17 protein-coding genes are annotated in these 18,125 nt (G+C 67.2%); 12 read left to right on the top strand and 5 right to left on the bottom strand.

All coding sequences use genetic code 11. The features are described 5' to 3' along the window. Positions 1–14 precede the first annotated feature (14 nt). From tssM to ACSUZJ_RS16355, 4 genes are read left to right on the top strand one after another with little or no spacing between them, the layout of a single operon-like run. On the top strand, positions 15–3,764 hold the full coding sequence (gene tssM / locus ACSUZJ_RS16370) for a type VI secretion system membrane subunit TssM (RefSeq protein ID WP_499409912.1): 3,750 nt from the start codon (positions 15–17) through the stop codon (positions 3,762–3,764). Then, positions 3,761–4,729 (top strand): type VI secretion system-associated protein TagF, encoded by a 969-nt coding sequence (gene tagF, locus ACSUZJ_RS16365; RefSeq protein WP_499409911.1) that lies wholly within the window; start codon positions 3,761–3,763, stop codon positions 4,727–4,729. Before tssM ends, tagF begins: the two co-directional genes overlap by 4 nt. Next, on the top strand, positions 4,726–5,526 hold the full coding sequence (locus tag ACSUZJ_RS16360) for an OmpA family protein (protein ID WP_499409910.1): 801 nt from the start codon (positions 4,726–4,728) through the stop codon (positions 5,524–5,526). The genes tagF and ACSUZJ_RS16360 overlap by 4 nt, the downstream gene beginning before the upstream one ends. Beyond that, positions 5,523–6,236 (top strand): penicillin-insensitive murein endopeptidase, encoded by a 714-nt coding sequence (locus ACSUZJ_RS16355; protein WP_499409908.1) that lies wholly within the window; start codon positions 5,523–5,525, stop codon positions 6,234–6,236. The genes ACSUZJ_RS16360 and ACSUZJ_RS16355 overlap by 4 nt, the downstream gene beginning before the upstream one ends. Here ACSUZJ_RS16355 and icmH read toward each other — a convergent pair. The 3 genes from icmH to tssJ form a co-directional block, all read right to left on the bottom strand. After that, positions 6,223–6,987 (bottom strand): type IVB secretion system protein IcmH/DotU, encoded by a 765-nt coding sequence (icmH, locus tag ACSUZJ_RS16350; RefSeq protein WP_499409907.1) that lies wholly within the window; start codon positions 6,985–6,987, stop codon positions 6,223–6,225. The two genes, ACSUZJ_RS16355 and icmH, sit on opposite strands and share 14 nt — an antisense overlap. After that, positions 6,984–8,330 (bottom strand): type VI secretion system baseplate subunit TssK, encoded by a 1,347-nt coding sequence (gene tssK, locus ACSUZJ_RS16345; protein ID WP_499409906.1) that lies wholly within the window; start codon positions 8,328–8,330, stop codon positions 6,984–6,986. The genes icmH and tssK overlap by 4 nt, the downstream gene beginning before the upstream one ends. Positions 8,331–8,391: 61 nt before the next feature. Then, positions 8,392–8,949: a type VI secretion system lipoprotein TssJ gene (gene tssJ / locus ACSUZJ_RS16340; RefSeq protein WP_499409905.1), complete on the bottom strand. Its 558-nt coding sequence runs from the start codon at positions 8,947–8,949 to the stop codon at positions 8,392–8,394. Between the two features lie 190 nt (positions 8,950–9,139). Here tssJ and ACSUZJ_RS16335 point away from each other — a divergent pair, with 190 nt between their 5' ends. The 7 genes from ACSUZJ_RS16335 (at position 9,140) to tssA (ending at position 16,592) form a co-directional block, all read left to right on the top strand. Further along, positions 9,140–9,721 (top strand): tetratricopeptide repeat protein, encoded by a 582-nt coding sequence (locus tag ACSUZJ_RS16335; RefSeq protein ID WP_499409903.1) that lies wholly within the window; start codon positions 9,140–9,142, stop codon positions 9,719–9,721. A 51-nt stretch (positions 9,722–9,772) separates the two neighbouring features. Next, positions 9,773–10,273 (top strand): type VI secretion system contractile sheath small subunit, encoded by a 501-nt coding sequence (gene tssB / locus ACSUZJ_RS16330; RefSeq protein ID WP_499409902.1) that lies wholly within the window; start codon positions 9,773–9,775, stop codon positions 10,271–10,273. Further along, positions 10,274–11,758 carry a type VI secretion system contractile sheath large subunit gene (gene tssC / locus ACSUZJ_RS16325; protein ID WP_499409900.1) on the top strand — a complete coding sequence of 495 codons (1,485 nt, stop codon included), beginning with the start codon at positions 10,274–10,276 and terminating at the stop codon, positions 11,756–11,758. 34 nt (positions 11,759–11,792) lie between these two features. Beyond that, positions 11,793–12,284 carry an Hcp family type VI secretion system effector gene (locus ACSUZJ_RS16320; RefSeq protein WP_499409899.1) on the top strand — a complete coding sequence of 164 codons (492 nt, stop codon included), beginning with the start codon at positions 11,793–11,795 and terminating at the stop codon, positions 12,282–12,284. 131 nt (positions 12,285–12,415) lie between these two features. Beyond that, complete coding sequence (gene tssE, locus ACSUZJ_RS16315; RefSeq protein WP_499409898.1) at positions 12,416–12,907, top strand: type VI secretion system baseplate subunit TssE; 492 nt, start codon at positions 12,416–12,418, stop codon at positions 12,905–12,907. A 36-nt stretch (positions 12,908–12,943) separates the two neighbouring features. Continuing rightward, positions 12,944–15,583, top strand: a complete 2,640-nt coding sequence (gene tssH / locus ACSUZJ_RS16310; protein WP_499409897.1) for a type VI secretion system ATPase TssH — start codon at positions 12,944–12,946, stop codon at positions 15,581–15,583. 10 nt (positions 15,584–15,593) lie between these two features. Then, positions 15,594–16,592, top strand: a complete 999-nt coding sequence (gene tssA, locus ACSUZJ_RS16305; RefSeq protein ID WP_499409895.1) for a type VI secretion system protein TssA — start codon at positions 15,594–15,596, stop codon at positions 16,590–16,592. Between the two features lie 104 nt (positions 16,593–16,696). Here tssA and phaP read toward each other — a convergent pair whose 3' ends face one another. Both phaP and ACSUZJ_RS16295 read right to left on the bottom strand, forming a co-directional pair. Continuing rightward, the gene (gene phaP / locus ACSUZJ_RS16300; RefSeq protein WP_499409894.1) at positions 16,697–17,269 is read right to left on the bottom strand and encodes a TIGR01841 family phasin; all 573 of its coding nucleotides are present in this window, start codon (positions 17,267–17,269) and stop codon (positions 16,697–16,699) included. Positions 17,270–17,327: 58 nt separating this feature from the next. After that, positions 17,328–17,528: a hypothetical protein gene (locus ACSUZJ_RS16295; RefSeq protein ID WP_499409892.1), complete on the bottom strand. Its 201-nt coding sequence runs from the start codon at positions 17,526–17,528 to the stop codon at positions 17,328–17,330. A gap of 134 nt (positions 17,529–17,662) precedes the next feature. On the opposite strand from ACSUZJ_RS16295, the gene cueR reads away from it, so the two are divergent. Continuing rightward, the gene (gene cueR / locus ACSUZJ_RS16290) at positions 17,663–18,052 is read left to right on the top strand and encodes a Cu(I)-responsive transcriptional regulator (protein WP_499416574.1); all 390 of its coding nucleotides are present in this window, start codon (positions 17,663–17,665) and stop codon (positions 18,050–18,052) included. The last annotated feature ends 73 nt before the right edge of the window (positions 18,053–18,125 follow it).

The raw sequence follows: 18,125 nt of genomic DNA, 5'->3' as shown, positions 1-18,125 counted from the left end.
AACACGCTCCCGCCATGGCCCGTCTCTGGAAGTTCCTCATCGACAGCCGCGTGCTCGTCGTGATCGGCATTACCGCACTGCTTGGTTTCCTCCTGCTTGGCGCCGAGACCATCGAACTTGGCCTGATCTGGTCGCTGATCGCGGCGCTGGCGCTGCTGGCTCTGTGGGGCATGTACTGGGGCCTGCGGCGCCTGTGGCGCAGGCGCGTCGCCCAACGCCTGACGGCCAGCCTCGCGGCCGGCAGCGAGAAGAGCGGACAGGGGGACGGACCGAAGAGCGAGGTCGCGGTGCTGCGCAAGAACATGCTCGAGGCGATCAACACGATCAAGACCTCGAAGCTTGGCCTGACCCGCGGCGCCGAGGCCTTGTACGAGTTGCCTTGGTACATGATCATCGGTAATCCGGCCGCGGGCAAGAGCAGCGCCATCGCCCACTCCGGCCTGACCTTCCCGATCCCGGGCAGCAAGGCCGTGCAGGGCGTGGGCGGCACCCGCAACTGCGACTGGTTCTTCACTACCGACGGCATCCTGCTCGATACCGCCGGCCGCTACTCGGTCCTCGATGGCGACCGCGCCGAGTGGTTCAGCTTCCTCGACCTCCTGAAAAAGCACCGCCGGCGCGCGCCGATCAACGGCATCATCATTGCCGTCAGCGTGGCCGAGCTGACCGCCGGCCCGGCCAGCAGCACGATGGAGCTGGCCAAGAGCCTGCGCGCCCGGGTCCAGGAGCTGACCGAGCGCCTGGGCGTGTATGCGCCGGTGTACGTGATCTTCACCAAGGCCGATCTGATCGCCGGCTTCACCGACTTCTTCCACGACAGCGAGCGCACCGAGCGCGATCGCATCTGGGGCGCGACACTGCGCTACAACCGGCGCAGCACGCCGCAGGATGTGCTGGCCTTCTTCGATACGCACTTCGATGAGCTGCACGATGGCCTGAAGGAGCTGAGCCTGGCCAACATGGCCGGCAACCGCAGCGCCCAGATGCGCCCCGGCGTCTTCACCTTCCCGCTCGAATTCGCGTCGATCAAGACCCCGCTGCGCGCCTTCCTCTCGACCCTGTTCGAGGAAAACACCTACCAGTTCAAGCCGGTGTTCCGCGGCTTCTACTTCACCAGCGCCCTGCAGGAAGGGGCGGTACAGGACCTGGCCTCGAAGCGCGTGGCCAGCCGCTTCGACCTCGAGCTGCACGAACAGCGCGTTGGCGAAAACGACCAGGCCGGGGAGGGCGGCGGCTACTTCCTGCTCGACCTGTTCAGGAAGGTCATCTTCGCCGACCGCGAGCTGGTCAAGCGCTACACCAACCCGGCCAGCGCACGCCTGAAGTACGCGGCCTTCTTCGCCGCCACGATCGCGCTGGGCGCCGCGCTGGGCGGCTGGAGCTGGTCCTACATGGGCAACCAGCAGCTGGTCGCCAATGTCCAGGCCGACCTCGACAAGGTGATGCGCATGCAGGACAAACGCATCGACCTGCAGTCGCGCCTGGAAGCGCTCGATATCCTGCAGGACCGGATCGAGCAGCTCGACAAATACAAGCAGGACCAGCCCCTGGCGCTGTCCTTCGGCCTCTACCAGGGCGAAAAACTGGAGCGCAAGCTGCGCGACGAATACTTCGCCGGCGTACGTGCGGTGATGGTCGAGCCGGTCGCCGCCGCGCTGGAAACCATGCTGGCCGAGGTGAACGCCAACGCCGCCGCACTCGATCCGAACGCTCCTGCGGCACCGACCGCGCGGCCGGGCCAGCCCTACCAGGATGTCTCGCCGACCAACGTCGCCGACGCCTACAACGCCTTGAAGACCTACCTGATGCTGGGCGATAAAAGCCACGCCGAGCCCGGTCACCTGAACGACCAGCTGACCCGTTACTGGCGCACCTGGCTGGAAGCCAACCGTGGCGCGATGCCGCGCGAGCAGATGATCCGCAGCGCCGAACGCCTCCTGAGTTTCCACCTCGGGCAGATCGGCGACCAGGCCTGGCCCCAGGTCACCCTGAAGCTCGGCCTGCTCGACGGCGTGCGCGAGAACCTGCGCCGCGTGGTGCGCGGCACCCCGGCGCGCGAGCGCGTCTATTCCGACATCAAGACCCGCGCCGCCACCCGCTTCCCGGCGGTGACGGTGGCGCGCATCGTCGGCGACCACGACCAGGGCCTGCTGGCCGGCAGCCATGCTGTCAGCGGCGCCTTCACCCGCGACGCCTGGGACAAGTACGTGCAAGGCGCAATCCGCGAAGCGTCGAACCGCGAGACCCAAAGCACCGACTGGGTCCTGAAGACCGCCGCCAAGGACGACCTGACGCTGGAGGGCAGCCCGGAGCAGATCCAGAAGACCCTGGTCGACATGTACAAGGCCGAGTATGCGAAGGAGTGGGGCAAGTTCGTGCAGGGCGTGACGGTGGCAGACCTGAAGGGATTCGAGGCCAGCGTGCAGGCGATGAACCGCCTGGGCGACCCGCAGAACTCCCCGCTGGCGCGCCTGCTGAAAACCATCTACGACGAGACTTCCTGGGACAATCCCAGCGCGGTGCGCGCGAACCTGGGCAAGACCGAACGCGGCCTGCTGGCCTGGTTCAAGGAAGTGGTGCTGCGCCGCGCGCCTTCGGACGCGCGCACGCTGGCCGACGCGGTCGGGCCGCTGGGAGCTGGAGCTGGCGCTGCGGGCGCGATGGGACCGATCGGACGCGAGTTTGCGGGCGTGGCGCGGCTGGTCGGCGCGAAGGAGAAAGAGGCCTCGCTGATGAGCGGGTACCTGGACGCGCTGTCGCGCCTGCGCACCCGCCTGAACCAGCTGAAGAACCAGGGTGACCCGGGCCCCGGCGCCAAGCAGTTCATGCAGCAGACGCTGGAGGGCAGCGGCTCGGAGCTGGCCGACGCGCTCAAGTACGTCGACGAGCAGATGCTGACCGGGATGACCGAACCGCAGAAGGCGGCGTTGCGGCCCCTGCTGGTGCGTCCGCTGGTCCAGACCTTCGCGATGGTCGTGCAGCCGTCCGAGTCCGAGATCAACAAGACCTGGCAGGCCCAGGTGGTCGAGCCCTTCCAGAAGACCCTGGCTGACAAGTACCCGTTCGCGCCCGGCAGCAAGATCGAGGCGACCGGCGCCGAGATCGGCCAGGTCTTCGGTCCGGAAGGGGCGGTCGCCAAGTTCGTCAATACCTCCATGGGGCCGCTGGTGGTGCGGCGCGGCGACGTGCTCTCGCCGCGTACCTGGGCCGATATCGGCATCACGCTGGCGCCGCAGGCGGTGCAGGCCTTCCCAGGCTGGGTCGCGCCCCTGTCGAGCAATGGCGTGGCCTCGTCTGCCTCGTCGGGACCGCAGACGGTGTTCCAGTTGATGGCCGCCCCGGCGCCAGGTACGACCGAATACACGATCGAGATCGATGGCCAGCAGCTGCGCTACCGGAACACGCCGCCGGTCTGGACCAACATGGTCCATCCGGGGCCGCAGGGTACCTCGGGCGCACGCATTACCGCGGTCACCTTCGACGGGCGAAGCGTGGAGCTGTTCAATGAGCCCGGGCAGTTCGGCCTGAAGCGCATGATCGAAGCGGCGGCGAAGAAGAAAAAGGACGGCGGCGTCCACGAACTGCGCTGGAGCGCCGGCAGCGTGACGGTGGCGGTCGACCTGAAGATCACCAGCAGCGCCGAAGCCGGCGCGGCCAGCGGCGCTCCGGCCAGCCAGGGCTTCCGCGGCCTGCGCCTGCCGGTGACCATCGTTGGCCGGCCGGCCGAAACCCCCGCCATGGCCGTGGCCGGAGGTGCGCAATGACCCGTGCGGCCCTGCTGGACCGGATCGGCTACTTCGGCAAGATCCCGGCGCGCAGCGACTTCGTCAAGGTCGCGCACGATGCCCCGGCCATGGGCATGCTCGACGACTGGCTGGCGGCGGTGATGCAGCGCCTGCCGTCGAGCGCACGCTGGAAGATCGACTACGACGCCATGGCGCCGGTGAGCTTCGTCTTTGCCGGCCCGGCGCGCAAGCACGCGGTGGCCGGCCACCTGGTCGCCAGCCACGACGCGCCCGGGCGCCGCTTTCCCTTCCTGATGATGCGCACCCTGGACGTGGCCGATCCGCCGGCCTTCGTCTCGCGCTGCCCGCTGGCCTTCGCGCCCCTCTGGTCCTTCCTGGAAGCGACGGCGCCGCAGGTGGTGGCGGCGCCTGATCCTGGTCCTCATCTGCAGCACATCAGCGAAGCGGTGGTGCCGCTCGGCGAATGCGACAGCGCGCTGGCGGGCTTCCTGGCCACCGGCACCGTCAGTTCGCTCTCGCGCCTGCTCGGCGACAGCGAGGCGAGCCGCCTCATTCTCGCGCTCGGCCTGCTGCTGCAGCCGGTGATGCACAGCAAGCCGGCCCAGGTCGACAAGAGCCTGGTGCTGCCGCTGCCCGAGGACGAGTCGTTGCGCGCGCCGGTGGCGGCGTTCTGGCTGGAGCTGGTGGCCCCTTTCGTGCGGCGCATCGATTTCGACCTGGCGCTCTTCTTTACACGCCAGGACGGCAATCCGGTGCTGGTGATCGGCTTTTCCGGCGCCGCCGTCCAGACCCTGCGCGGCATTATCGACCCGCTGGTCGGCCTGGAGCAGCAGGTGCGCTTCAACGACACCGCGTGGATCGACGAGCAGCTCGGCCTCGATGTGGACGTGCGCGCGCTGGCCAGCTACCTCGACCAGCCGCAGCTGCCCCTGAAGCTCGCGCGCGAGCTGTTCCTCAAGACCTTCATCGGAGGCGCACCGTGAACAAACCACTTTCCGGAATCGCAGCCCTGCTGCTCGCCGGCGCCGTCCATGCGCAGGCACCCGCTCCGGCACCGGCTGGCGCGGCGCAGGCCGCCCCGGCGCCGGGGGCGCCGATCGTCGTCGCCGGCACGGTCGCCGACGAAGCCAGCAAGGCCAGCCTGCTGGCGCGCCTGCGCGAGGTCTACGGCGCCGAGCGCGTGGTCGACCAGCTTTCGGTCGGCCGTGTCGCCACGCCGGCCAACTGGAACGACTACGTGGGACGCCTGATCGGCCCCAACCTGAAGCTGATCAGCCGCGGCCAGCTGAAGGTCGATGGCAGCAACGTCAGCCTGCGCGGCGACGTCGCCAGCGAAGCGCAGCGCCAGCAGATCGCCGGCGACATCGCCGCCAGCCTGAATCCGACCTACACCGTCAACAACGGCCTGCGCGTGGCGGTCTCGGAACAGGGCGTGCTCGACGCGGCGCTGGCCAACCGCATCATCGAATTCGAGTCGGGCAAGGCGGCGCTGACGCCCTCGGGCATGGCGATCCTTGACCAGATGAGCGAGGCGATGAAGAAGCTGAACGGCATCAAGGTCGAGGTCATCGGCCACACCGACAACGCCGGCTCGCGCGCCGGCAACCTGTCGCTGAGCCAGGCGCGCGCCGAGGCCGTAAAGACCTATGTGACCGCGCGCGGCATCCACCCGGACTCGATCGCGGTGTCCGGCGAGGGTCCCGACCGGCCGGTGGCGGATAATCGTACAATCGAGGGCCGCGCGCGCAATCGCCGCATCGAGTTCAAGGTTGTCCAGTGACCGCATACCCAGCCAGACGACACGTTCATTTCCTCCTGCTTCCACTTCTTCTTGCCCTCGCGCCGGCGCAGGCCAGCACTTGTTACGGCCGCGTCGGCGCCGGCAGCATCGACGGCGCGGTCGCGCTGCCCGCCGCCGGGCCCAACTTCGAAGCCTACAGCCGTCTCGGCGTGCAACTGGGGCGCACCCATGTGCACGCGCGGGTGCGCGACGTCCTGCTCGACGCTTATGCGGCGCTGGCGCGCGGCGTGCCAGGCAAGCGCTTCGTCTATGGCGAGACCGGGCTGGAAAACGGGGGCCGCATACGGCCGCACAGGACCCACCAGAACGGCCTGTCGGTCGACTTCATGGTGCCGGTGGTGGACGGAAAAGGAACATCGGTGCCGCTGCCGTCCTCGCCCCTGAACAAGTTCGGCTATGGACTGGAGTTCGACGCGCGCGGACGCGCGGGCGAGCTGCGCATCGACTTCGAGGCGCTGGCCGCCCACCTGGTGGAGCTGCGGGAAGCCGCGCGGCGCAACGACGTGGGGATCGCGCTGGTGATCTTCGATCCGCCGCTCATGGCGGAACTCATGAAGACCAGCCAGGCGCAGAAGCTGCACGGCCTGCCCTTCATGAAGGGCAGGCCGTGGATCCGGCACGACGAACACTACCACGTCGACTTCGCCCTGCCGTGCAAGCCGGGCGGGGTGCAGGCTAGGGCAGGGTGATCGTCACGTTCGCCGCGCGCGGCGGCAGCTTCACCAGGTCGTTGTAGCTGGCCAGGGTGGTCTCGGTGTCGTGCGAGAGCTTGGCGCGAAAGCCCACATAGGCCGCCAGCCCGGCCAGCGCGAAGACCGCCGACAGCACCCACAGCGACAAATCGCTGCGCAGCGTGTTGGTGATCTGGTCGGGCCGCTCGGCGTGCGGCGCGAAGCCGCGGTTCTTGCCGCGCATGCGGGCGATCTCGTCGCCCAGGCGCGCCACCAGGTAGTTCAGCTTGTCCTGGCCGTCGAGCGCGTAGCGGCCCTGGAAGCCGAGCAGCAGGCACATGTGGAAGACCTCGAGCGCCTGCAGGTGCACGCTGCCCTTCGCGCGCAGGTCCTCGAGCCGGTGGAAGAAGTGTTCGCCGGCGAGCTGGTCGCCGAACACGCGCAGCTGCAGCGGGCGCGTCTCCCAGGCTTCGCGCACATCGTAGTTCGAGCGCAGGATGATCTCGTCGACCGCCGAGCAGAAGGCGTACTTGGCGGCGGTGACGTCCTCGGCCGCGACGCCGAGGGCCTTGGCGTTGCGGTCGACGTCGCCCAGGAAGGCGGTCATGTGGTCGGCGAAGGCGGTCTTGTCGTGCGGACCGCAGCCGTTCTTCAGCAGGAACAGGGCGTAGAAACCTTCGTACATCAGGTCGACCAGGTTCTGCGGGCTGGTGCCGGTCGCGCCGCGGCCGGACTGGGGCGCTGCGCGCCGTTCGACGTGGGCGCTCATGCGACCACCGCGATCAGGTCGAGCTGCAGGTCGCGGATCCCGTTCGGCACGTAGATCGAGATCGCCTGGGCCTTGAGCATGTTCTCGTACAGCGTGCCCTTGTTTTCGAGCACGAAATAATAGGTGTCGGGCCGTACCGGCAGCGCCGCCGGCACCTGCGGTGCGTGCACCAGGCGCACCCCGGGCATGGCCGAGAGCACGAACTTGTCGACGTCCTGGGGCGCGCCGAGCTTGAAGCGCAGCGGCACGATCTCGACCAGCTGCAGCGCCGGCATGTCGGCCGATACCGCCAGGTAGAGCGTGGCCTGGGCGTTGATCTTGCCGGAATCGAGCGCGCCCAGGTGGTAGGACGGACGGTCGTTCGACAGCGGGATCGAGAAGTATTTCGAGGACACGACGGTGTCGAGCAGGTCGCGCAGGATGTCGATCAGGCGCGCGAATGCGGGACCCGGATCGAGATGCGAATAGGCCGGCAGGTCCTCCAGCTTGTAGCTGCGCGAATAGGCCATCAGGCCGCCGGCCAGCATCAGGAGGTCGCCGAACAGGCGCTCCGGGTGCAGCTCGGGATGGTTCAGGTAGTGCGACAGCGCCGCGTAGCCGGTGCTCGCGGTGTGCAGCAGCCAGAACGAGGACATGTCCCCGCCGCGGATCTCGACCACGTTCCTGCTCGGTTCGCGCATGTGGCCGTAGAGGGTGTTGACCTTGGCAAGCAGCTTTTCCATCAGCCGCGCCACCGCATTGTGCAGGCCGGGCGCGCCCTCGATCGAGACGCTCGGCGGGGTGAAGCCGGGGTCGACTTCAAAGCCGCCGGTGGCGACCCGGCGCAGCCGCACCAGCGGGAAGCTGTCGAACGCCTCCAGCGCATCCAGGTCCGACACCAGGCGCACGGTTTTCCTCAAGTAGACCACGGGGGCGTCGGCCGCGCGCGTGAACAGGTCCTGGGTCTCGCGCTCGTGCTGGACGAAGCGGGCGTCGCTGTGGTCCTCGTCCGGCTCGGCGCAGTTGTCGCCGTAGGGTTTCAGCGCGGGCAGGGCGGCGTGGAAGGTGATGGTCTGGGTTGTCGGGGGCAGGTCGCCCAGGCGCACCTGCAGCGGCAGGGCATCGAGTTCGGGCGCGCGGTACAGCTCGCCGTCCGGGAAGACCAGCGACAGCGCGTCGATGCGCAGCGTGTCGGACTTGAGCGCCTCATGGTCCAGTTCCAGGCGCCGCACGCCCCAGCAATACGGATGCAGCGCGCGTGCGGTCTGGTTCAGGCGCGCCTCGTGGTAGCGGTCCTGCTGCTGGAAATGTTGGGGGCGTAAAAACAACCCTTCGCCCCACAGCAATTTCGATGGCATGTTCACGAACACCTCACAAAGAAATTGTTCTCGGAAAATGTTGAGCTTGATCGAAAGCCGCGCAGGCTCATTGACAGCGCGCAGAGCCGGGCGTCTTGACTTCGACAACTGTCGGTTTGGCGCCCGCCCCGGCCGACAGCGCACAGGCGTGCAGGCCGACGGTCAGCCCCGCCTTTTCGGCCTCGGGCGCGGCAAAGGCCAGGCGCCAGCGCTGCGGCGCCGGCGAATGAAAAAGGGCGACGACGCCGATGTAGCCTGCCTCGCGCGTGACTTTCTCGACCGACTCGTAGCGCTGGCCCGGCACCAGGGTGACGTCCTTGACCTCGACCACGTCGGCTCCGAACGCCTCTTTCTCGGCGGCCGGGGTAAGAAAGGCGGCATACGGCGCCTGCTCGAAGGCGGCGTTCTGGCGCAGCTTGTAGACGCGCGCCACCAGGGCCAGCGGACGGCCCTGGGCGTCGACGTTGAGCCTGGCCGCGGCGTGCAGGCGGACCGGGACGGCGCGTGGCGGCTTTTGCGATTCGGGAAGTTCGGGCGCCTTGCCGGCGATGGCCTGCAGGCTGCCGCCGCATCCGGCAAGCGCCGCGGCGACGACAAGGATGCTCAGGCAGGGAAGGGCTCTCATTGGATTCTTGCCTTTCGTAAATTATGCCAATGCTCATTTAACAGCACTGGCGTGTTCTGCGACTGAGGCTCCGCAAGCTCTGCAGGTTTCATGCGGCGCATCCTCCAAGCGTGTAAATGTTGACTGTGCGCAATTCTTGTCGGAACGCTTGCCGAATAATGGCGTCTGGTTCAACGCACTGGAGACCGACATGATGTTGAAACGTCTGATACCGGCCGTCGCCTGCGCCGCACTGCTCGCGGCCTGCGCCAGCACCGGTGAAGGGGCCGGCGGCGCTGCGAAGGCGACGACCGTCGCCGCCGCAGTGGCCGAGGCCGATGCGGCGGTGGCCGCGGGCCAGGCCGACAAGGCTTTTGCCGTGCTCAAGGGCGCCGCCCAGGCCTTCCCGACCGACAAGACACCCTGGCTACGCATGGCGCAAATGCGCTTCGACGCCAACGACTACGGGGAAGCGATCGTCAATGCGCAGGAAGCGCTCGAACGCGACCCCGACGACACCCTGGCCCACAGCATCGCCGCCGTCAGCGGCCTGCGGGTATCGAGCGAGGCCCTGGCCGACCTGACCCGCATGAACAAGATCAACAGCGACGTGAAGTCTGAAGCCCAGGACCTGGCCAAGCTGCTGCGCGCCAGCCTGGGCGAGGAAGTGCTGGTGCCGGGCGCCGTCAAGCCCAAGAACCCGGTGAAGCGGACGACGCGCACGTCCACGTCCCAGACCCCGGCCAAGACCACCGCATCCTCGTCGAGCGACCCGTTCGGCGCGCTTAAATAAACCCCCGTGGACCGGCGCAGGCCGGTCCGTCTTCCCCACCCTGGAGTCGACATGGCAAAAAGTGAAAGCGTGCAGAAACGCCTGCAGAAAGTGCGTGCGCCGCGCGTGCAGATGACCTATGACGTCGAGATCGGCGACGCCATCGAAAACAAGGAGCTGCCCTTCGTGGTCGGCGTGATCGGCGACTTTGGCGCCGACCCGGAGGCCGAGAAAAAGCGCATCAAGGACCGCAAGTTCGTCAATGTCGACGCCTCCAACTTCGACGAGGTGCTGGGCGGGATCGCACCGGCCACCCAGTTTCGCGTCGAGAATCACCTGACGGAAGAGGGCGGGCAGTTCGCCGTGCAGCTGCAGTTCCGCGAAATGGCCGACTTCCGGCCCGAGGCGGTGGTGCAGCAGGTCGCCCCCCTGAAAGGCCTGCTCGATGCGCGCACCAAGCTGGCCGACCTGCGCAACAAGCTGGCGGGGAACGACAAGCTCGACGACATCCTGAGCGAAGTCCTGGGCAATACCGAAAAGCTCGAAAGCCTGCGCAAGACGGAGGAGAAATAAATGGCGGCGATCCTCGAACAGGCGGCCAAGCCCGCGCTGGAACTGGACAATTCCCTGCTCGACCAGATCGTCGAGCAAAGCCGGGTCGCCAGCTCCGACAGCGAGCATGCCCGCGCACGCGACCTGATCTCGGAACTCGTGACCCAGGTGATGTCGGGCACCATGGTGGTCTCGAACAACCTGTCGGCGATGATCGATGCGCGCCTGGCCGAGCTGGACCGCATGATCTCGACCCAGCTGTCCGCGATCATGCACGCGCCCGAGTTCCAGAAGCTCGAGCGCAGCTGGACCGGCCTGCAGTACCTGGTGAAGAACTCCTCGACCAGCGCCGGCCTGCAGATCCGCATGCTCAACGCCAGCAAGCGCGAACTGGTGAAGGACTTCCAGGCCGCCCTCGAATTCGATCAGAGCTCGCTCTTCAAGAAAATCTACGAAGAGGAATTCGGCACCTTCGGCGGCGCGCCCTACGGCGCTTTGATCGGCGACTTCGAGATGAGCCGCCAGCCCGAGGACATGTACTTCCTCGAACAGATGTCGCACGTGGCCGCCGCCAGCCATGCGCCCTTCATCACCTCGGCCGCGCCGGAACTGTTCGGCATCGACAGCTTCGGCGACCTCGGCAAGCCGCGCGACCTGGCGAAGGTCTTCGACACCGTCGAATACGCCAAGTGGAAGGCGTTCCGCGAGTCCGAGGATTCGCGCTACGTCGGTCTGACCCTGCCGCGCTTCCTCGGCCGCCTGCCTTTCAACCCGGTCGATGGCCAGACCACCGAAGGCTTCAATTATGTCGAGGACGTGGACGGCACCGACCACAACAAGTACCTGTGGTGCAACGCGGCCTATGCCTTCGCATCCAAGCTGACCCGCGCCTTCGAGGACTACGGCTGGTGCGCGGCGATCCGCGGCGTCGAGGGCGGCGGCCTGGTCGAAAACCTGCCGACCCACACCTTCAAGACCGACGAGGGCGAGGTCGCGCTGAAGTGCCCGACCGAGGTCGCGATCACCGACCGCCGCGAAAAGGAGCTGTCGGACCTGGGCTTCATCTCCCTGGTCCACTGCAAGAACACGTCGTACGCGGCCTTCTTCGGCGCGCAGTCGGCGCAGAAGGCGAAGAAGTACAACAACGAGGCCGCCAACGCCAACGCCATGCTGTCCTCGCAGCTGCAGTACATCTTCGCGGTCTCGCGCATCGCCCACTACATGAAGTCCATGATGCGCGACAAGATCGGCAGCTTCGCCGCCGCCTCGAACGTCGAGGATTACCTGAACCGCTGGCTGACACAGTACGTGCTCCTGGACGACAACGCGAGCCAGGAACAGAAGGCGCAGTTCCCGCTGCGCGAAGCGAGCGTGCAGGTGTCGGAAGTGCCGGGCCGCCCGGGCTGCTACCGCGCCGTGTCCTTCCTGCGCCCGCACTTCCAGCTTGATGAATTGTCCGTTTCGCTCCGACTGGTCGCGGAGTTGCCGCAGTCGACCAAAAGCTGATCCACCATTAACCTGAAAACTGGAGTAAACAAAAATGGCAATTGACGTGTACCTGCAGATCGACGGCATCAAGGGCGAATCGATGGACGACAAGCACAAGGACTGGATCGAGTGCACCTCCGTGACCTGGGGCGTGAAGCAACCGCGCTCGGCCACCGCCTCGACCGGCGGCGGCCACACCGCCGAGCGCTGCGAACACGAGGAAGTCGTGATCGACAAGCTGGCCGACCTGTCCTCGCCGGTCCTGCTGCAGACCTGCTCGGCCGGCAAGACTATCCCGAAGGCCAAGCTGGAATTCATGCGCGCCGACGGGCAGGGCGACCGCATCAAGTACTTCGAGATCGAGCTGGAGAACGTCCTGATCGGCGCCATCAAGCCCAAGGTCGAGGAAGGCGCGATCATCCAGGAGAAGGTCGGCCTGAAGTTCTCGAAGATCAAATGGAAGTACACCCAGCAGAAGGTGACCGGCGGCGCCGGCGGCAATACCTCGGGCGGCTGGGACTTGGCCGCCAACAAGATCGTATAAGGGCCGCCCCCGGCGCGCTGCCTGCTGCGCCGGGGAGCAGCTCGAGTCCCGCCATATGGACGAACCGGCGTACCGTGCCGCGCACGGTACGCCTTACGCTTCCTTGCTTTTTCTCCTTCCAGGACAAACGCATGAACGGCTTCACACCCGGGGTGCTCGACCGCCTGATGGACGAGCGCCGGGAAGCGGGCGCCGCCAGCCCGCGCCTGACGATCGAACAGATCAAGGACCTGGTGGCGCGCGACCTCGAGGCGCTGCTCAACACCCGCGTCGCGCTCGCACCCGGCATCTTCGACGAGTTCCCCCAGGCGCGCGCTTCCATCCTCAACTACGGCCTGGCCGACTTTGCCGCCTTCTGCCTGACCAGCGCGGAAGACCGCGCCGCGATCTGCGCCAGCATCAAGACCGCCATCGAGACCCACGAGCCGCGCCTGAAGGACGTCAGCGCCGCCCTGGTGCCGGTACCCGGCAGCGCCAACCGGCTCGACTTCGTCATCAACGCCCGCCTGGCCCTGGCTGATACGGGCGACGCGGTCAATTTCAGCGCCGTGCTCCAGCCCTCGTCGCTGCACTACGCGGTGCGGCGCCCGGCGCGCCCGCGCGGGCCTGACGGCAAGCGCTAGCGTCATTCCTCTACCGACACAAAGGATGCGACACGAATGGACATCAACCTCAAGACCCTGATCGGCAAACTGAACGACGCTTCGCGCACCGCGGCCACGCGCGCCGCCAACATCTGCGTCGGGCTGGGCCAGTACGAAGTCGACATCGAGCACGTGTTCCTGGCACTGCTCGAGCAGCCCGACTGCGATGTCGTGGTCGCCGCACGCGCCTGCGACATCAGCCTGAGCGCGTTGGAGAACGACCTGCGGCGCGAGGTCGCCCGTTTCGCCACGGGCAGCGCGCGCACCCCGGTGTTCTCGAAGCACCTGCCGCTGCTGTTCGAGCACGCCTGGCTGATCGCCTCGCTCGGCAACGGCCAGCCGAACATGATCCGCAGCGGCCATCTGCTGCTGGCGCTGCTCACCGAGCCCGGCCTGGCCCAGCTGGCCCAGCGCGGCTCGCGCCTGTTCACCCAGTTTCCGCTCGAGCGCCTGAAGCACGACTTCGACAGGCTCACGCGCGGTTCGAAAGAAGCCGTTGCCCCGGCGGCTGCCGTGCCGGCCCAGGGCGTCGGTGATCCGGTCAGTGAACTCGAAGCCCAGGCGCCCGGCAAGACGCCGGCGCTGGACCAGTTCACCACCTGCCTGACGGAGCGCGCGCGCCAGGGCAAGGTCGATCCGGTGATCGGACGCGACCCGGAAATCCGCCAGGCCATCGACATCCTGATGCGGCGGCGCCAGAACAATCCCATCCTCACCGGCGAGGCCGGCGTCGGCAAGACTGCCGTGGTCGAGGGCCTGGCGCTGCGCATCGCCAAGGGCGACGTGCCCGAGGTGCTGCGCGGGGTCGAGATCCACACGCTGGACATGGGCCTGCTGCAGGCCGGCGCCAGCGTGAAGGGCGAATTCGAGAACCGCCTGAAGAACGTGATCGACGAGGTGAAGAAGAGCCCGCACGCGATCATTCTCTTCATCGACGAGGCGCACACGATGATCGGCGCCGGCGGCACGGCCGGCCAGAATGACGCCGCCAACCTCCTGAAACCGGCGCTGGCGCGCGGCGAACTGCGCACCATCGCTGCCACCACCTGGGGCGAGTACAAGAAGTACTTCGAGAAGGACGCGGCGCTGGCGCGGCGCTTCCAGGTCATCAAGGTCGAGGAGCCCGACGAGGAAACCGCCTGCGCGATGCTGCGCGCGATGGCGCCGCTGATGGAAAAGCACTTCGGGGTGCGGGTGTACGACGAGGCCATTACCGAGGCGGTGCGCCTGTCGCACCGCTACATCAGCGGCCGCCAGCTGCCGGACAAGGCGATCAGCGTGCTCGATACCGCCTGCGCCAAGGTGGCGCTGGGACAGAGCGCCACGCCGGCCCTGCTGGAAACCTGCACCCGCGCCATCGAGCAGCTCGACGCCCGGGCCGCCGCCCTCACGCGCGAGCAGAGCGCCGGGATGGACCATGGCGCGAAGCTGGCGCAGTTGCGCGACGAGCGCGCCGTGCAGATCGCCGAGCAGGAACGCCTGCAGGCGCGCTGGCAGCGCGAACACGCGCTGACCGGCGAGATCGCTGCGATGCGCGCAGAGCTGGAAGCAGGGCGCGGCGACAGCGCGCCGATGCGTGCGCTGATGGAGGAACTGCGCATGCTGCAGGGCGAGGCGCCGCTGGTGCCGGTGCAGGTCGATGGCCACACCGTGGCCGCCATCGTCGCCAGCTGGACCGGTATTCCGCTCGGGCGCATGGTGAAGGACGAGATCAAGACCGTGCTGCAGCTGCAGTCCTTGCTCGACGAACGCATCCTCGGCCAGTCGCATGCCACCGCCGCGGTGGCGCAGCGGGTGCGCACGGCGCGCGCGAACCTCGACGACCCGAACAAGCCGAAGGGCGTGTTCCTGTTCGTCGGCACCTCGGGCGTGGGCAAGACCGAGACCGCGCTGGCCCTGGCCGACCTGCTGTACGGCGGCGAACGCAAGCTGGTGACGATCAACATGAGCGAGTACCAGGAGGCGCACAGCGTCTCGGGCCTGAAGGGTTCCCCGCCGGGCTATGTCGGCTATGGCGAAGGCGGGGTGCTGACCGAGGCCGTGCGGCGCAATCCCTATAGCGTGGTGCTGCTCGACGAAGTCGAGAAGGCGCACCCGGACGTACTGGAGCTGTTCTTCCAGGTCTTCGACAAGGGCGTGCTGGACGACGCCGAAGGCCGCCAAATCGACTTCCGCAACACGATCATCATCCTGACCTCGAATACCGCCTCGAGCACGATGATGCAGGCGTGTTTGAACAAGCCGGCGGCCGAGATGCCGAAACCCGAGCAGCTGGCCGAACTGATCCGCCCTCAGCTCATGAAGCAGTTCAAGCCCGCCTTCCTCGGCCGCCTGGCGGTCGTGCCCTTCTACCCGATCAACGACGAGGTGCTGGCGAATATCATCCGCCTCAAGCTCAATCGCATCTCCAGGCGGGTGCAGGACAACCACCAGGCCAGCTTCGAGTACGACGACGCCCTGGTGAACGCGGTGCTGGCGCGCTGCACCGAGGTCGACTCCGGCGCGCGCAATGTCGACACCATCCTGAACGGCACGCTGCTGCCCGAGATTGCCGACACCGTGCTGGCACGCATGGCCGAGGGCGGCGCGATCGCCCGCATCAAGGTCGGCGCGACCAGGGCCGGGCGCTTCAAGTACACGATAGAGCCGGCCTGAGGAGGCGCCAATGAGCACGCTCGAACAACTCCTGAAGCCGGTCAGCGAAGCCGCGCCCTGCGGCGAGGACATGGCGTTCTCGCCCGAACTCGACGCCATCGCCCAGGCGAGGAAGGCCGACGACCCCTCGCTGGAGCAGGGCGCCTGGGTCACGACATTAAAGGAAGCGGACTGGAAGTTCGTCGCCAAGCGCTGCGCCACCTTGATCGAATCGCGCAGCAAGGACCTGCAACTGGCGGTCTGGCTGGCCGAGGCGAACGCGAAGACAGCCGGCCTGCGCGCCCTGGGCGAGGCCCTGGAACTGATCGGTGCATTGTGCGAACGCTACTGGGACGGCCTGTATCCGCTGCCGGACGAAGACGGCTTCGAGCGGCGCATCGGCAACCTGGGCTGGATCGCGGCGCGCGTGCCGCAGCTGGCCGCCGAATGTCCGGTGACGGAAGGCGCGGCCTTCTCGATGCGCGACATCGAAGTGGCGCGCAGCCACGGCGCGGATGCGATCGCCGATGTCGAGGCGGCGCGCAGCCGCACCTCGAAGGCCTTTTATGCCGGGCTGCTGGCCGACGGCGAATACTGCGTGTCGGCGCTGGACGCGCTGGAAAAGGCGGTCGACGCGCGCCTGGGCGCGGACGGGCCGAGCTTCAGCGGCGCCAGGACTGCGCTGCAGAACCTGGTGCACTTCGTGATGCCCGCGGCGGGCGCGGGTGCGTCCGTCACCGCGCAGCCGTCGGAGCAAGCGGAACGGCATGCGGCCGCGCCGCAGCCGGGCGGTGCGCAGCCGGCGCTTGCCGCCGGCCCGCTGCAGACGCGCGCCCAGGCCCTCGCGCAGTTGCGCGCGGTGGCCGAGTTCTTCCGCCGAACCGAACCGCACAGTCCGGTCGCCTACCTGGCCGACAAGGCGGCCAGCTGGGGCGAGCAGCCGCTGCACGTGTGGCTCAAGACGGTGGTCAAGGATGCGGGTGCGCTGGCCCACGTCGACGAACTGCTGGGAATACAGCGCGAAGGGTAAGCAAGGAAAGAACAGGGATGAAATATTCTTTCACCGAAAGCGGTGCCGTGAAAGAATATTACAGGGCGACCAGGCGGCCGCCCTGTTTTTGCTGATTCGGCCGCTTACTCAGCCGGTTTCTCACCCGAGGACGCGGCCTTGTCCATGCCCGGATTGACAAGCGAGGAGGCTTTCGCGATCTGCGCCTCGACGGTCTGCACGGCCTGGCGGGTGGCCTGCGTCACCTGCTCGTAGCCCTTGAAGGCGTTGTCGATGGCGGCCTTGATGATCTCGACCGCGTTTTCCGAGCCCGGCTTGACGTTCTGGGTGACGTCGTAGATCAGGGCCGACAGCGTGCTCTTGGCCTCGGCGACGTGCACGTCGGCGGCACGCTGGAATTCGCTCTGCATGTCGTCGATGATGGTTTTCAGCTGGGCGCGGTATTCGGCGCTGTCGGTCGCATTGGGCGCCATGCGCGCGGACAGGGCGTCGAAAGCGGCGCGGGCGTCGCGCGCCTGGGTCAGGTCGCGGCTGGCGGCAAGCGTCTGGTCCATGGTGCTGCGTGCGGTCGCCATGTTCAGGGCGACGACTTGTTCCAGGCCTTTGACGGTCTTGTTGGTGAGCGCCTCGAAGGTCTGCATTTGCAGGTCAAACAGGGTTTTGGTGGCGTTGGCGAACTGCTCGGGACTCGTGAACATCAATGTCTCCTCGGTATTTGTAGAAAACGACGGACGACCTGCTGAACTACCGGGCCTATTATTTAGCAACGATGCGCTTTTCGCAACGTGCGTCCTGATAGGGCCCGGCGGCGCGTTCCCAGCCTGGCCCAAGTGGGGTCTGCGAGCAGGCCAGCGCGCCGTCGGCCTTGCTGCGCCACTGGTACCAGGGAGCGGGCTTGGCGATGGCGGCGCAGCTTGCCGCAAGCAGGCAGCTGGTAATGATGGTGGAGACTTTCATGCTAGCCCGAGCATAACCGCTTCCGTGGCACAGTCAAGCATTTCCGCTTGTGCTTCCCACGATGGGAAGGTGTATCCTGCGTTCTTGGGAAAGGAAAGGACGACATGGACTGCCACGCACGCGATACCACCGCAATGAACATCGGCGAGGCCGCCAGCGCCTCGGGCGTATCGGCCAAGATGATCCGCCATTACGAATCCATCGGCCTGATTGGCGCGGCGCGCCGTACCGAAGCCGGCTACCGCGTCTATGCGCGCCAGGACGTGCAGGTGCTGCAATTCATCCACCGCGCCCGCGCGCTCGGGTTTTCGCTCGACCAGATCCGCGAACTGCTGGCGCTGTGGCAGGACAAGGGCCGCGCCAGCGCCGACGTGCGTGCGCTCGCGCGCTCCCATATCGAGGACCTGAACCGCAAGATCGCGGAGATGGAAGCGATGCGGCGCACCCTGGAGCGGCTTGCCGCATCCTGTCATGGCGACAGCCGCTCGGATTGCCCGATCCTGGACGACCTGGCGGCGCAATAAAAGCGAAAGGGCGAGCGACAACGCAAAACGCCGCAAACCTTTTTCAAGGATTGCGGCGTTTTGCGCCGGCTGT

This window comes from Telluria sp. B2 (assembly GCF_051789535.1).
In the GTDB taxonomy this organism is placed as follows: domain Bacteria; phylum Pseudomonadota; class Gammaproteobacteria; order Burkholderiales; family Burkholderiaceae_D; genus Telluria.
This window is presented reverse-complemented; position numbering and strand designations above follow the sequence as displayed.